Raw genomic sequence first — 13641 nt, forward strand, 5'->3', positions numbered from 1 at the left:
CGTGCCTCCCGGCCTTCTCCGAGCCGACGCCGAGCCGGGTCGTCACCGAGCCGGGCCGTCACGGGTGCGCAGTAGGGTGAGGCCATGGCGACCCGCGACGACGTCGAGTGCTGGCTGACCGACATGGACGGCGTGCTCGTCCACGAGAACCAGGCACTCCCCGGTGCCCCCGAGCTCATCCAGCAGTGGCTCGACGAGGGCACCGAGTTCCTGGTCCTGACGAACAACTCGATCTTCACGCCGCGCGACCTGAGTGCCCGGCTCCGGGGTTCCGGCCTGCACGTGCCAGAGGAGCGCATCTGGACGAGCGCGCTCGCGACGGCTGACTTCTGCAAGTCGCAGATGCCCGGCGGCTCCGCGTTCGTCATCGGCGAGGCCGGCATGACCACCGCCCTGCACGAGGCCGGGTTCATCATGACCGAGACCGCTCCCGACTACGTCGTCGTCGGCGAGACCCGCAACTACTCGTTCGAGGCGATCACCAAGGCCGTCCGCCTGATCCGCGACGGCGCACGCTTCATCGTCACCAACCCCGACGCCACCGGGCCGAGCGCCGAGGGCGTCCTGCCCGCCACGGGTGCGATCGCCGCGATGATCGAGAAGGCCACCGGCAAGCAGCCCTACGTGGTCGGCAAGCCGAACCCGATGATGTTCCGCTCGGCGATGAACCGCATCGGCGCGCACTCCGAGAACACCGGCATGATCGGCGACCGGATGGACACCGACGTGCAGGCGGGCATCGAGGCCGGGTTGCACACGGTCCTGGTGATGACGGGGATCAGCGACCAGGCCGAGATCGACCGGTATCCGTTCCGCCCGAGCGAGGTCATCGCCGGCGTGCACGAGCTCGTCCGCACCGCCCCGTTCGAGGTCGAGCTGTAGCGGTGCGCTGGGACCCGTCGCGGTACGCCGCCTTCGCGGACGACCGCGGCCGCCCCTTCCACGACCTGGTCGCGCAGGTCGCGTGGACGACGGACGACGGACGGGAGGCCCCGCGTCGCGTCGTCGACCTCGGCTGCGGTCCCGGGGGCCTCACCGCCACGTTGGCAGCGCGGTGGCGTTCGTCGCCGGTGGTCGGGATCGACAGCTCGGCGGAGATGCTCGCGTCGGCGGCGGCCGATCCCGCCGTCGCAGACCTGCCGAACCTGTCGTTCGAGCTCGGGGCGATCGAGGACTGGACCCCCGGGCCGACCGACGACGTCGTTGTGACGAACGCGGCGCTGCAGTGGGTGCAGTCGCACGTGGCCCTGCTGCCGGCGTGGCTCGACGCGATGCCGTCCGGGTCGTGGTTCGCGATGCAGGTGCCGGGCAACTTCGGCTCGCCGTCGCACGCGCTGATGCGATCGGTCGGGGCGTCCGGGCCGTGGGCCTCGGCACTCGACGGCGTGCTGCGCGAGGACCCCGTGCTCGACCCCGCCGGCTACCTCGACATCATGCTCGACGCCGGGTTCACGGCCCGCGCGTGGGAGACGACCTACGCGCAGCTGCTGCCGGGCGAGGATCCCGTGCTCGACTGGGTGCGCGGCACCGGGTTGCGGCCGGCGCTGGCAGCCCTCGACGCCGCCGACCCCACCGGTGCGCTGACGTCGGAGTACGTCGAGCGGTACCGGTCGGCGCTGCGCGAGGCGTACCCGGCGAGCGCCCACGGCACGGTGTACCCGTTCCGCCGGGTCTTCGCCGTCGGCCGCAAGCCCTGAACCGAGCGCCCTGGCAACGTGTTGCCATCGCCGTTGCGGCACCTCTGTCCCCTTCGGCAGACTTGCGTGGAACATCAGATTGGAGTTCCACCATGGGCACTCGCGCTCGCTTCCTCACCCTGGCCGTCACCACCGGGCTCGTCGGCGCCGTCGCGCTGCCCGGCACCGCCGCCGCGGCCGTTCCGCGTGATCCGGGTGCGCCGGGCTGCGTCCTGCAGGGCATCGGCGCCGACCACCGCGCGGGCACGGTGGTCTGGCAGATCGCGTGCGACGAACGGCGCTGGGTGACCGTCGACGCCACGGCCTTCTCCGGCACACCGGACGACCACGTCGTCGTCGACGAGCAGCAATCCGCACGGTGGGTCGAGCCCGGCGACACCTGGGTCGACGTCCTGACGGTCGAGACGGCCGGCGTCGATCAGATCCGTGCGCAGGCGATGACGAAGACCGCGCCGTCGGACTCGACCGAGCCCCCGGCGATCATCGGCGGCACCACGGGCTGACCCGTGCCTGGCGGACGCGCTACTGCACCGTCACGAGGGTGCCGAGGGGCAGCGAGTTCACCGCGGCGACGGCCTCGGCATCGAGGCGGACGCAGCCGTGCGAGACCGAGCCCGAGGTCGTGGCGTTCCAGTGCAGGCCGATCAACCCGCCGTCGTGGCCGCCGTACGGCTCGTCGGCGACCCCCGAGTGCAGCGACGTGAGCTGGATCGGGTGGTCGCCCGTGCCCTGCGTCGGGTCGACGTAGCGCTGCTCGAGGTACCCGGTCACGTTCGTCGGCGTCGGGGTGTCCGCCGTGCCGACTCCGGCGTCGAAGCGCTGCAGGGTCGCGCCGGCCGCGCTCACGACGGACACGGTCTGGTCGGTCGTCGAGATCACGATCCGGGAGCGCGGTGTCGCCGCCTTCCGGAGCGCGCGCACCGGTACCCACGCCGCGGTCTGCGCGGCGGCACCGGTGGTCCCCGCGGCCGACGGCAGCTGCTGGCGGGCCGGGGTGAGGACGAGTTCCCAGTCGCCGTCGCGTTCGAGGCCGACGACCGTGGTGGGCTGCCGCATGAAGTCCCGCGCGGCGAGACGGGCGACGGGTTCGTCGCGGTGGGCACCGAACAGTGGTGCGTCCGCGGTCAGGTGGAACACGGTGTCCGACCGCACGGTGCGGTCGAAGGGCATCAGGCCGGCGATGACGGCGGAGTACTGCGCTTCGGGCAGCTTCGCGACCGCGGCGGCATCGACGTGCGGGACGGCCGGCGCGGCACTGGCCGGTCCCGAGGCCGGGGGCGTCCCCGGCGCCGCGGCGGTGCGGTCGCCGCCGAGGAACGCGTTCGTGACGAGCCCGGCGGCGGCGAGCACGGCCAGTGCGGCACCGGCGGCGGTCCAGATGGTGCGCGTGCGCATGACGTGACTCCGAGCAGTGGTGATGAGCGGCGGGGGCGCCGAGTGGTGGTGAGCACCGAGGGGTGGTGAGCGCGGGGGCGGGGAGCCGAGGGCCGGTGCCCGCGGGGTGCGGGCACCGGCCGGTCGCATCGGTGGTGCGGTGGGGCGAGCGGGTCAGCCGCTGACGACCGGCAGGTGGATGCCGGTCCCGCCCGTGGTCGTGCCGGGGCCGGTCGCCGCGCCGGTTCCCGCGCCGCCGGTGCCGGTTCCCGTTCCGCCTGTCGCCGCCGGGGTGACGGTGATGGCGAGCGGTACGGCCAGCACCGAGTCGCCCGTGCTGGCGACCAGGTCGATCGTGTGCGCACCGGTGGCGGTGCCGACGGGGATCGTCACGGCACCGTCGACCGTGCCGTCGGCGGCGACGGTCAGCGTGCCCACCGTGACGGGGTCGGAGTGCAGGACGACCGACAGCGTCGCACCGGCGGTGAAGCCCGTGCCCGCCAGCGCCAGCGCCGACCCGGCTGCGACCGACGAACCGTGCGGCGCGGTGAGGACCCCGGTCAGCACCCGCGCGGCGCCGCCGGTCGACAGGACCCGCACGGCGCCGTCGGTCGCGACGGACACGGTGGCGCTCGTCGCGGCGGCGAGGTCGAGTCGCTCCCAGGAGCCGTTCGCCGTGCCGGTCTGGTCGAGCGGGTAGCCCGAGCCGATCTCGGTCTGGGCGAGCACCGAGGTGCGCTGGGCGTCCGTCAGCGTCGGGAACGCGGTGCGGAGCAGGCTCCCCGCGCCGGCGGGGACGGAGGGCGCCTGGCCGACGGTCCCGGTCGTCGCGAACCCGTAGGTCATGCGCTCCCGGTAGACCTGCACGGCCGAGGCGCGGTCGGTCACGACCTGGGCGGTGCCGCCGGGGATCGCCTTCCCGCCGTAGGGGTTGTTCGTGTAGGGGCGCTCCTTGGCGATGCAGTTCGCCAGGGTGTCGCCGCACTGCTGCTCGAGGTACCGCACGAGCTCGGCCCGGGCGGGCTCGAGCACGTCGGTGCGGTACTGGGTGTCGGACCAGCGGGCGGCGAGGGCGGCTTCGCCGTCGATGCGACCGCCCATGATGTCGAGCGGGTAGTGCACGCCGAGGACGATGCGGTCGTTGCCGTTCTCGGAGGTGCGGGCGAGGATCTCCGGCGCGAGCTCGGGGACGAGCGTCGCCAGGGTGATGCCGGCCTGGTACGCGGTGGTGGTGTGCCCGCTGGGGTACGAGCCGCCGGTGCAGATGCCCGCGGTGCCGTAGCCGGGGTCGAGCACGACGTCGTTCGGCGAGAACTCGTGCGTGGTGTCCGTGGCGACCGGGACGCGGGTGATGTCGAGCGTGCCGTCGGCCGAGGCCCACGCCGTGCCGGCGCGGTTCGCGGCGACCGACGAGGCGTTCACCGTCGCCGGTGCGCAGCCGACCTGGTCGTCGCCCGCGGGCAGCGTCGCCGTGGTGGTCGCGGGCAGGTACGGGCGGGGGTAGCTGTAGTGCGCCTTCGCGGTGCCGGTGCTGACGTACGCGCCGGTGGTGCCGTTGGAGCTGTTGATGAGCGCGGTCGTGAGTGGCAGCGCCCCCGACGAGCGGCCCTGCACGTACGCCTTCTCGAGCACGTCGCCGAGCCCCTGGGCGACCGTGGAGGACTGGTCGTAGGCGGTGTTCGTGGCGTTCTGGTACTCGGAGTCCTGCAGCGCGGTGAACTGCTGCGCCTTCGTGGCGTTCTGGTTGATCCACGACGTCAGCTGGTCGTTCTTCGCCAGCGTGGCCGGGTCGACGACGGTGCCGTGCAGGTCGTTGGCGCCGCTCGACGTCCAGAAGTGGTCGTAGCCGCTCAGCAGCGAGACGAGGTCGGGCTTCGCGGTGTCGCTCGGGTACGTCGTGGCGGCCTGGCCGACGAGGGGTGTCCCGAGCACGAGTGCGGTCGCGGCGACGGCGACGGTCACCCCGCGGACAGCGGTTCTGCGCATGTGTGGTGGCCGCTCGGAGACCGAACGGCGCTCCTCTCTTGGTACCGACTTGGAATCACCATGACGGTAGGAAGACGCGGTTGCCAACGCGCGAACGGGGGTCTACCGCGAGGTGAACCGGACCGCAGGCTGTGCGGGTTCGAATCCCCGGGCCTCCAGGGCGAACGCCGCCATCGGCGGCACCGAACGCCACCGCTTCGCCAGGCGACGCGGGCGGTCGTCGCGCCACGCGACCATGCCGCCCGCGACGATGCCGAACGCCAGCACCAGGAACGAGAACAGGCCGATCAGCCCGAGGCCCACGAGCCGTCCGGTGTCCGACGCGTCGGCGGTCGCGGAGTAGCCGATCGACCCGAAGTCCCAGAACGCGTGCAGCAGCACCGGAACGAGCAGTGACCCGGTCACCCGGCGGGCGACGTAGAGCGTGGAGCCGAACGACCCCGCGAACACGACCTGCAGCAGCGTCGGGCCGATCCCGGCACCGGCGAGCGCGTTGAGCAGGTGCAGCAGCCCGAACAGCGCGCAGGACAGGGCCCACACGCCGAACTCGGGCAGCCGGCGTCGGAGCCCGACCAGGAGCGTCCCGCGGGCCATCAGCTCCTCGAACACGCCGACGAACAGCACCCCGACGGTGAGCAGCAGGAAGTAGCGCACGGGGAGGGCTGCCCAGTCGATGAACGGCAGGCGCGCGACGCACACCACCAGCACGAGGGCCGGAGCCAGCGCCGACCAGCGCAGCGGCGTCCGGGTGCGGCCGACCGTCGCGATCCGCCACCACCCGAGCCCCGTGACGACCACGGCGAGCGCGACGACCGCGATGCCCTCCGGCACGACCAGCGCACGCGCGACGCTGTCGACGGTCTGGCCGAGGGTGGGGTAGTCGTCGCTCGGGCGCGACCGCCACGCGCTGATCGCCGCGAAGACCACGAGCGGCGCGAGCCCGATGAGCAGCGAGGGCGGGACCGGCCAACGGCGGCGACGGGGTGGGTGCACGTCCCGGTTGTACCAGTCTCGCCGTACGATTGGCGGTATGCGCCTGCCCTCCTTGTCGACGATGGCAGAGGACTACGTCAAGCTCATCTGGAAGGCCGGCGAGCGCGGTGGCGGTGGACTCGCCACCCGCGACATCGCCGCGTCGCTGAAGGTGTCGGCCTCGACGGTGTCCGGCAACCTCAAGAAGCTCGACCGTGACGGCCTCATCGAGCACACCCCGTACTACGGCGTCGTGCTCACCCCGCTCGGGCAGCAGGTCGCGGTGGCGATGGTCCGGCGGCACCGGCTGATCGAGTCGTTCCTGGTGTCGCGCCTCGGCTACACCTGGGACGAGGTCCACACCGAGGCCGAGGCGCTGGAGCACGCCGTCTCGGAGCGGTTCCTCGACCGGGTCGACGCCGACCTCGGTCACCCGACCCACGACCCGCACGGCGACCCGATCCCCGCCGCCGACGGCACCGTCCCCGCCACGCTCGGGGTCCTGCTCGGCGCGGTCGAGCCCGGCGCGTGCGGCACGGTCGACCGGGTGTCCGACGACGACCCCTCGCTGCTGCGGTACTTCGACGAGCTCGGGGTCGGTCTCGGCACGCACCTGCGGGTCGAACAGGTGCGGGACTACGCCGGCGTCATCGCGGTGTCGCGCCGCGGGGTGGACGGTGCCGAGGCGCTCGTCGACCTGCCGGCGGCCGCGGCGACCGCGATCTGGCTGGCCCCCGACGCCGACTGACGCGAGCGCGCCCGTACCCGCGCGTCCGTCCCCGTCCCCGTCCCCGTCCCCGTCGAGGTTCCGAAATCTTGGAACCTCGACGCGCCCACGGGCCGCACGTGGAACCTCGGCGGCGGGCCGACGGCGTGTTGTGGAACCTGACGCGAGCTCCCCGAGCCCGGCCCGCCCCGTGACGGACGGGAGGCCCGTGGCGGCGTCGCCACGGGCCTCCCGTCCGTCAGGTGCGGACGTCCACCGCCGCACTCACCCCTTGGCGGACCGGGTGCGGCCGAGCGCGACCTCGCGCCGAGCCCGCTCGAGGGCGAGCAGCGACGCCGCGTCCGGGTCGTGCAGCAGCCGCTCGGTGTCGGCGACGTGGTCCCGCACGGCCTCGGAGCCACGCGCAGCGGCGGCCTCGAGCACCGGCGAGACGATCTCCTCGCCCAGACCGACGAGGGAGCGCGACAGGCTGAGCCGCCGTTCGCGCGGACCGGCGCCGAGCTGCACCGCGAGCGTCCGGGCCAGGTCGACCCGCTCGTCGTCGGGCACGAGCGCGACGGCCGTTCGCCAGGAGGCTCGGAGCACCTCGTCGTCGCGGTCCTGGAGCAGCGGGCGTACCGACGGCCACACTGCGGGGTCGCCGACCTTCGACAGGGTGTGCAGCGCCTGGCTGCGGGCCTGCGGTTCGGGCCGCTCGAGTTCACGGACCACACGGGGCACGACGTCGTCCGCCGGGTGCCGGGTGAGTGCCCACGTGAGCATGTCGCGCACGAAGAAGTCCGGTTCGACCGTGCACTGTGCGACGAGCACGTCGAGGTCACCGGCGTCCGGAGTGGTGCCGGCGGCCATCACGGCCTGCAGTCGCACCGAGGAGCGAGGGTCGGCGAGGGCATCGGTGAGCGCGGTCATGGGTCCATGCAACCCGCTGCCACCGGGGCCGTGTCAAGCCTCGGGGCATAACGTCGGCCGAGGAGCGGTCCGCACGGAGGACCACTCGCCTGACCACGAAAGGACCCCCGTATGCCCCGCATCGGTACCAGTGACCTCCACGTGTTCCCCCTCGCCCTCGGCGGCAACGTGTTCGGGTGGACGGCGGACGAGTCGACCTCGCACCAGGTCCTCGACGCCTACACCGCGGCGGGCGGCGACTTCATCGACACCGCCGACGTGTACTCCGCGTGGGCTCCCGGCAACGAGGGCGGTGAGTCCGAGCGGGTCATCGGTTCCTGGCTGGCGGCCTCGGGCAAGCGGGACGACGTCGTCATCGCCACGAAGGGCTCGCAGCACCCGCAGTTCCAGGGCCTCGGCGCGGACACCGTCGCCGCTGCCGCCCGTGCCAGCCTGCAGCGCCTCGGCACCGACCGGATCGACCTGTACTACGCGCACTTCGACGACCAGTCGACCCCGCTCGAGGAGACCGTCCGCGCCTTCGACCAGCTCGTCACGGACGGCATCGTCCGGTACACCGCGATCTCGAACTACTCGAAGGACCGCGCCGAGGAGTGGATCCGCATCGCGACGGAGAACGGCCTCGCGCAGCCCGTCGCGATCCAGCCGCACTACAACCTGGTCACCCGCCAGCCCTACGAGTCCGAGATCGCCCCGCTCGCCCACGCGCACGGCCTCGGCGTCGTGCCGTACTTCGCACTCGCCGCAGGGTTCCTGACCGGCAAGTACCGGACCAAGGACGACTTCGCCGGTAAGGACCGCGAGGGCCAGGTCTCCGGGTACTTCACCGACGAGGGCCTGGCGGTCGTCGATGCGCTGTCCACGATCGCCGAGGCCCACAGCACCGAACTCGCGACCGTCGCGCTGGCCTGGCTGCAGGCGCAGCCCGACGTCGTCGCGCCGATCGCCAGCGCCCGGAACACCGAGCAGCTGCCCGCGCTGCTGGCCTCGGCCGACCTCGAGCTCAGCGCCGACGAGCTGCAGACCCTGTCCAACGTGTCGGCGAAGGTCCCTGCGACCGCCTGACCCGGAGCCCGCCTCGCCCGGCGACCGCCTCGACCTCGAACGACATCCTCGACGTCGCACGACGTCGGGGATGTCGTTTGTTGCGCGCGCGGGCATCACCGGCGTGCAACGAGCGACAAGGTCGATGTCGCACGACGTCGACGGCGTCGTTCCACGTCGCCCGCCCGCACCAGACCGCCCGCCCGCACCAGACCGCCCGCACCAGCCCGACCGCCCGCGACCCCGCCAGCAGCCCCTACGCCCCCGGCGCCAACGACCCCGTCAGCTCCTGCCCCGACGACCGCGTCACGAAGCACGAGATGAACCGGTCGCCCTGGTCCCAGGTCGCCTGGTCCGGCGCGTACGACCCCTGCACCTGCACGTCCCCGACAGCCGCGGCCGCCGAGGCGTTCAGTGCCGCGTCCGACTGGCACTGGTCGGCGGCCTGCGTCGCGAGGGCCTCGGCCCCCGGGTAGGCGTCCCCGTCGACGGCGATCCGCGCGGTGAGCTGCCCGATGTGCGGCGTCGCGCAGTCGACGACCGTGAAGCTCTGCGCCCACGCGTTCGTGAACGGCGACAGGCACTCCCCGCCGGCCAGGTCGGTCCAGGCGTGCTCCCCCGGCAGGGCGGGCGTGGTGGCGAACTGGAGCGTGGCGGCCGGGGCGGCGGCTTCGTCCGACTGCGCGGTCGAGGGCGCTGCCGTCGGCGTGGCAGCCGGAGAGGACGCCGCCGCCGGGGACTTCGTCGGTGCGATCGTCTGGTCGGAGATGTCGTTGCCCCGGATCCACTGGGTCAGGAAGAAGACCGCGGCGATGAGCACGAGGATGAGCACGATCGAGCCGCCGATGAGCAGCTGCTTGCCGCGCGTGCCCTCGCTCCGGAGCCGAGCGGCACCCTGGTTGATGAAGTTGTCCCGCTCGCCGGTCGACGCGGCGGCGGGCGTGGACGACGGAACAGCGGCAGCAGACGGCACGGCAGCCGCCGGCATCATCCGCGTCCCGGTGTCCTCGGGGTCGTAACCCGTGCCACCGAGCTGCCCGACGGCCTCGGTGCCGAACAGGTCCTTGATGGCGCTCGTGTCGCTGGTCTCGCGGCCGTCCCACTCGGACTGGTCCAGATCGTCCGGGGCAACGGGCGGCAGGGACGCGGGCTGCGTACCCGTGTCGTCGCCGCGCAGTCCGAGCACGGCGTCCAGGTCCTGGCCCACCGCGGGCGGCAGGTGCGCCGGGTAGGCCGGAGAAGCAGCGGGTTCGACGAGGGGCGGCGCAGCGGTCGGCGGCACGGTCGCGTCGGGCTCGGACCACCACGGCGTCCCGGCGACCGGCAGTGCGGTGGTCGCGGCGTCCTCCGGGAGGCCCGTCCCCGACTCCGCCCCGTCGGCCTCGGCGCGCGCCCCGCGCACGTCCATTGCCTCGGTCGGCGCCGCAGGAGCAGCGGCCGGATCAGGAACAGGAGCAGGCGCCGAAGCAGGAGCAGGAGCAGGAGCAGCGGCGGGCGCGACCGCAGCAGTGGTCGGGGCGACGGCAGCGGGCGGGGCGACGGCCGGCGGGACGGCAGCCGGCACCGCGGGCGGCACCGGGAACGTCCGCAGCGCCTGCGGCACACCGTCGGCCGGGGTGTCGACCTCGCCGGAGACGACCTCGTCCTCGGCGTCGGACTCGTCCGCCAGCGACCACGAGCCGCTGCCACCGAACGCCGTGGTGTCGAACGAGTCGCTCGTGAGCGTCGTCGGGACCTCGCCGGTCTCGTCGTCACGGATGGCCCAGTCGAACGGCCGGTCCGGTCCGGCGCCCTGCGTGGCCACGGGACCCGTGCCGGCGATCCGGAGCAGGTCGGTGAAGCTCGGCGGCTCCTCGGTCGGCGGCAGCACGTTCTCGACGCCGAGCGGCTGGTGCGCGACGGGACCGGCGGGCGGCACCTGCGTGCCGGCGACGAGGCCCGCCCCGGAGCCGGTCGCGCGACCGAGCCAGTCGACGTCGGCACGGCCCTCGCCGAACGGGTCGGTGCGGCGACGCTCGTCCTCGATGGCCTTCGACGCCGCGGCGCGCTCGTCGCGGTGGGTCTGCGCGGTGGGCAGCACGATCGACGAGGGGTGCGGCGCTGTGGGGTTCGGCGGCACGACAGCGGCAGGCGGGATGCGGTCGTGCAGGGTGGAGCGCTCGTGCTCGGCGGCGGCGTCGGGGCTCTCGGACGGAGCCGACAGCTGCTCGGGCATCGAGATGGCCTGCGTCGCGCCGTCGTCCAGCGCCGGAACAACCGGAGCAGCCGGAGCCGCCGGAGCAGCCGGTGCAGCCGGTGCGACAGGTGCTGCAGACGGAACAGGTGCAGCCGGCTCGGGCTCGGGGGCCGACGCCTCGAACGGCTCGGGCAACGGTGCGCCCGTCTCGCGCGCGGTGCGCTCGGCCTCGCGGCGTTCGCGTCGCGACGGCCAGTCCTCCTCGCCCCGCGGGGCGCCGAAGATGTCCGCGGCACTGCGGAGCCCGTGGAACGGAGCGTCCGTGTCGGACGCGCGCTGGGCCTCCCGGCCGTCCACCCCGTCGGATCCGTCAGCCGCGTCTGCCAGGCCGGCGGTCTCGTCGGGGTCGCGCGCGTCCTCCGGACGCTCCCCGGTCACGCGGTCAGCCCCAGATCCGCCAACCCGATGGCCGCGAAGTAGGGGTACCCGGCGGCCTCGATGGTCTCCTTGGCGCCGGTGTCGCGGTCGACGACGACCGCGACGGCGGCGATGATCGCGCCTTCGCGTTCGAGCGCCTCGGCCGCCTTGAGCGGCGATCCGCCCGTCGTGGAGGTGTCCTCGAGCACGACGACGCGCTTGCCCTTGAGGTCCGGCCCCTCGACCTGCTTGCCACGGCCGTGGTCCTTCGGCTCCTTGCGGACGACGAACGCGTCGTAGGTCAGGCCCTGGGCGGCGGCCTGGTGCAGGACGGCACTCGCGATCGGGTCGGCACCCATGGTGAGGCCGCCGACGGCCGAGACGTCCGGCACCTGCTGCACGAGCTCGGTCATGACCTGACCGATCAGCGGGGCCACGCGGTGGTCCAGGCTGACCTTCCGCAGGTCGATGTAGTACGTCGCCTTCTTGCCGCTGGTCAGGGTGAAGTCGCCGTGGAACACCGCTTCGGAGGCGATGTACTGGATCAACTGTTCGCGCGCGTCGGTCACAGCGCACAAGGGTAGCCGGTCGGACTCACAGCGCGCTCCCCCGTGCTGTGGGGTCGTGCAGAGCAGCGCTCGGTACGCTCCGGGCATGCCCCGAGCACCGCGTCGCACCGCCGTGGCGCCGACTCCGTCCGGCGGCCGCCGGACCGCCGTCGTGGCCGGGGCGATCGGATGGGAGGCCCTGGGCGCGCTGGTCGCGCTGGCCCTGTCCGTCATCGCCCTCCGCCACGTCGTCGCCACCGAGCGGGTCGCCTTGCTCTGGTACGACGGCGACTCGGTGCTGCTGCCCCTGGTCCAGCGGTCCCTGCAGCTCGGGCAGCCGTTCGAGTGGGCGATGTCCCCGGCGCTGTTCTTCTTCCCCGAGCTGCCGGTCTACCTGCTCTGCGCACTCGTCACGGGGACCCCGCAGCAGGCCCTGGCACTGAACGGCGTGCTGGTCCTGCTGGCCGTGTACGCGCTGGTGCGGGCGGCCGCGAACGAGCTCATGCCCTCGGCCGGACGCGCGGCCCGCATCACGGTGTCGGCGACGGCCGTGGCGTTCGTGACCCTGCTGGTGCTGACGGAGTCGTCGGGCACCGCGACGTCGCTCGAGCTGGCGTCCCTGCTCCTCACCACGACCTACTACTACGGCGTCGTGCTGGCGATGCTCGGCACCGCGGTCCTGGTGCTCCGTGCCGTGCGGCTGGGGCGCGCGTCGGTCGTGGTGCTCGTGGTGCTCGGCCTCGTCGCGGTCTGCACGACGGCGTCGAACCCGCTGTACGTGCCGTGGTCCGCCGCACCCGTGGTCGTCACGCTCGTGCTGCTCGCGGCGGTCCGCCGGGTGCCGTGGCGGCCCGCGCTGCTGCTCTCCGGCACCGTCACGGCCGGATCGCTGGTCGGGTACCTCGTGCGGATCCCACTGCGGCCGTTCGTGTCGCTCGACCCCTCCACCTACGTGCAGCCGTCACGCGCTGCCGAGACGCTGCGGTTCTTCGCCGCCCTCACCGACGAGCGCGCCGGGACGGCCGCCGGCGACGCCGGGCTGCTCCTGATGTTCGTCGGGGTGCTCGTCACCGTCGGCGGCACGGTCTGGGCCTGGCGGGTCCGGACCGCGCGCACCGTGCTCGTCGCGACCGCGTTGCCCCTGGTGACCGTGGTCGCGGCGTCGATCGGTGTGATCGTCGTCGGGTCGGAGACCCCGCGGTACCTCGAGCCGGTCGTGACCGCCCCGCTCCTGGCCCTCGTCGCGGTGGCCGAGCTCACCCGGACCGCGGTCCGTCGCACCCGTGTCCACCGGCCGTTCCGCGGGGCCCGGGCCACCGTCGCGATCGCTGCCGTCGCCGTGCTCGCCGCCGGCGTCGCCACCGCCCCGAGCACCACGCACGCCGTCGCGGGCGCCCGCTACACGCCGGCGTCGTGCCTGGACCGGTGGGCGGACGGCCGTGCGGTCACCGGCGTCGGGCAGTTCTGGACCGTGCGGCCGCTCGCCACCTACTCCGCGACGAACGTGCAGCTGCTGCAGGTCCGCGACACCTTCGACACGTACCCGTGGTTGGTCGACCTCGGGGCCTACCGCGACGCGGACCCGACCTTCGTGGTGGTCGGCTCGCACGACCTGTGGACCACCGCCGTCGAGGACTCCCTCGGCGCCCCGGCCACGATCACGCACTGCACGGGCTTCGACGTGTACGACTACGCGGGGACCTCCGGCGCGGACGTCCTCCGGCGCGACGTCGTCGGCAGCGCCGACGATATCCGCCGGGAGCGCGGCTTCTAGGAGTTGTCCACAGCGGC

The 13641-nt window shown here is 73.6% G+C and carries 12 protein-coding genes; 6 read left to right on the forward strand and 6 right to left on the reverse strand.

Annotated features, from left to right (window positions below; all coding sequences use genetic code 11):
* Positions 1–84 precede the first annotated feature (84 nt).
* The 3 genes from ITJ59_RS00955 to ITJ59_RS00965 all read left to right on the forward strand — a co-directional run bounded on the left by ITJ59_RS00955 (position 85) and on the right by ITJ59_RS00965 (position 2200).
* Positions 85–882, forward strand: a complete 798-nt coding sequence (locus tag ITJ59_RS00955) for an HAD-IIA family hydrolase (protein ID WP_194649239.1) — start codon at positions 85–87, stop codon at positions 880–882.
* 2 nt (positions 883–884) lie between these two features.
* A complete protein-coding gene (locus tag ITJ59_RS00960; RefSeq protein WP_194649241.1) occupies positions 885–1697 on the forward strand; it encodes a methyltransferase domain-containing protein in 813 nt (270 codons plus the stop codon).
* A 92-nt stretch (positions 1698–1789) separates the two neighbouring features.
* Entirely contained in the window at positions 1790–2200 is a 411-nt protein-coding gene (locus ITJ59_RS00965; protein ID WP_194649242.1) for a hypothetical protein, read from the forward strand.
* Positions 2201–2219: 19 nt separating this feature from the next.
* On the opposite strand, the gene ITJ59_RS00970 is transcribed toward ITJ59_RS00965, so the two are convergent.
* The 3 genes from ITJ59_RS00970 to ITJ59_RS19495 form a co-directional block, all read right to left on the reverse strand.
* Positions 2220–3092: a L,D-transpeptidase gene (locus ITJ59_RS00970; RefSeq protein ID WP_194649244.1), complete on the reverse strand. Its 873-nt coding sequence runs from the start codon at positions 3090–3092 to the stop codon at positions 2220–2222.
* A gap of 153 nt (positions 3093–3245) precedes the next feature.
* Positions 3246–5057, reverse strand: a complete 1812-nt coding sequence (locus ITJ59_RS00975; protein ID WP_194649245.1) for a phosphatase PAP2 family protein — start codon at positions 5055–5057, stop codon at positions 3246–3248.
* A gap of 102 nt (positions 5058–5159) precedes the next feature.
* On the reverse strand, positions 5160–6050 hold the full coding sequence (locus tag ITJ59_RS19495) for a type II CAAX prenyl endopeptidase Rce1 family protein (RefSeq protein ID WP_194649247.1): 891 nt from the start codon (positions 6048–6050) through the stop codon (positions 5160–5162).
* Positions 6051–6087: 37 nt separating this feature from the next.
* Here ITJ59_RS19495 and ITJ59_RS00985 point away from each other — a divergent pair, with 37 nt between their 5' ends.
* The gene (locus tag ITJ59_RS00985; protein WP_194649249.1) at positions 6088–6777 is read left to right on the forward strand and encodes a metal-dependent transcriptional regulator; all 690 of its coding nucleotides are present in this window, start codon (positions 6088–6090) and stop codon (positions 6775–6777) included.
* 243 nt (positions 6778–7020) lie between these two features.
* Here the strand turns inward: ITJ59_RS00985 and ITJ59_RS00990 are convergent, their stop codons facing one another.
* Positions 7021–7665 carry a HEAT repeat domain-containing protein gene (locus ITJ59_RS00990; RefSeq protein ID WP_194649250.1) on the reverse strand — a complete coding sequence of 215 codons (645 nt, stop codon included), beginning with the start codon at positions 7663–7665 and terminating at the stop codon, positions 7021–7023.
* A gap of 111 nt (positions 7666–7776) precedes the next feature.
* Here ITJ59_RS00990 and ITJ59_RS00995 point away from each other — a divergent pair, with 111 nt between their 5' ends.
* Positions 7777–8730: an aldo/keto reductase gene (locus ITJ59_RS00995; RefSeq protein ID WP_194649252.1), complete on the forward strand. Its 954-nt coding sequence runs from the start codon at positions 7777–7779 to the stop codon at positions 8728–8730.
* A gap of 235 nt (positions 8731–8965) precedes the next feature.
* Here the strand turns inward: ITJ59_RS00995 and ITJ59_RS19500 are convergent, their stop codons facing one another.
* Complete coding sequence (locus ITJ59_RS19500; protein ID WP_194649253.1) at positions 8966–11323, reverse strand: septum formation family protein; 2358 nt, start codon at positions 11321–11323, stop codon at positions 8966–8968.
* Positions 11320–11871 carry an orotate phosphoribosyltransferase gene (pyrE, locus tag ITJ59_RS01005; RefSeq protein ID WP_194649255.1) on the reverse strand — a complete coding sequence of 184 codons (552 nt, stop codon included), beginning with the start codon at positions 11869–11871 and terminating at the stop codon, positions 11320–11322. Before pyrE ends, ITJ59_RS19500 begins: the two co-directional genes overlap by 4 nt.
* Positions 11872–11956: 85 nt before the next feature.
* Here pyrE and ITJ59_RS01010 point away from each other — a divergent pair, with 85 nt between their 5' ends.
* Positions 11957–13624, forward strand: a complete 1668-nt coding sequence (locus ITJ59_RS01010) for a hypothetical protein (protein WP_194649256.1) — start codon at positions 11957–11959, stop codon at positions 13622–13624.
* Positions 13625–13641: the final 17 nt, after the last annotated feature.

It is taken from the genome of Curtobacterium sp. VKM Ac-1393 (genome assembly GCF_015350995.1).
In the GTDB taxonomy this organism is placed as follows: Bacteria; Actinomycetota; Actinomycetes; order Actinomycetales; family Microbacteriaceae; genus Curtobacterium.

Excerpts from the sequence above, each read along its gene's own strand:
- ITJ59_RS00955 (WP_194649239.1), top strand. The coding sequence starts at position 85 with ATGGCGACCCGCGACGACGTCGAGTGCTGGCTGACCGACATGGACGGC.
- ITJ59_RS00965 (WP_194649242.1), top strand. The coding sequence starts at position 1,790 with ATGGGCACTCGCGCTCGCTTCCTCACCCTGGCCGTCACCACCGGGCTC.
- ITJ59_RS00970 (WP_194649244.1), bottom strand. The coding sequence starts at position 3,092 with ATGCGCACGCGCACCATCTGGACCGCCGCCGGTGCCGCACTGGCCGTG.
- ITJ59_RS00975 (WP_194649245.1), bottom strand. The coding sequence starts at position 5,057 with ATGCGCAGAACCGCTGTCCGCGGGGTGACCGTCGCCGTCGCCGCGACC.
- ITJ59_RS00985 (WP_194649249.1), top strand. The coding sequence starts at position 6,088 with ATGCGCCTGCCCTCCTTGTCGACGATGGCAGAGGACTACGTCAAGCTC.
- ITJ59_RS00990 (WP_194649250.1), bottom strand. The coding sequence starts at position 7,665 with ATGACCGCGCTCACCGATGCCCTCGCCGACCCTCGCTCCTCGGTGCGA.
- ITJ59_RS00995 (WP_194649252.1), top strand. The coding sequence starts at position 7,777 with ATGCCCCGCATCGGTACCAGTGACCTCCACGTGTTCCCCCTCGCCCTC.
- ITJ59_RS01010 (WP_194649256.1), top strand. The coding sequence starts at position 11,957 with ATGCCCCGAGCACCGCGTCGCACCGCCGTGGCGCCGACTCCGTCCGGC.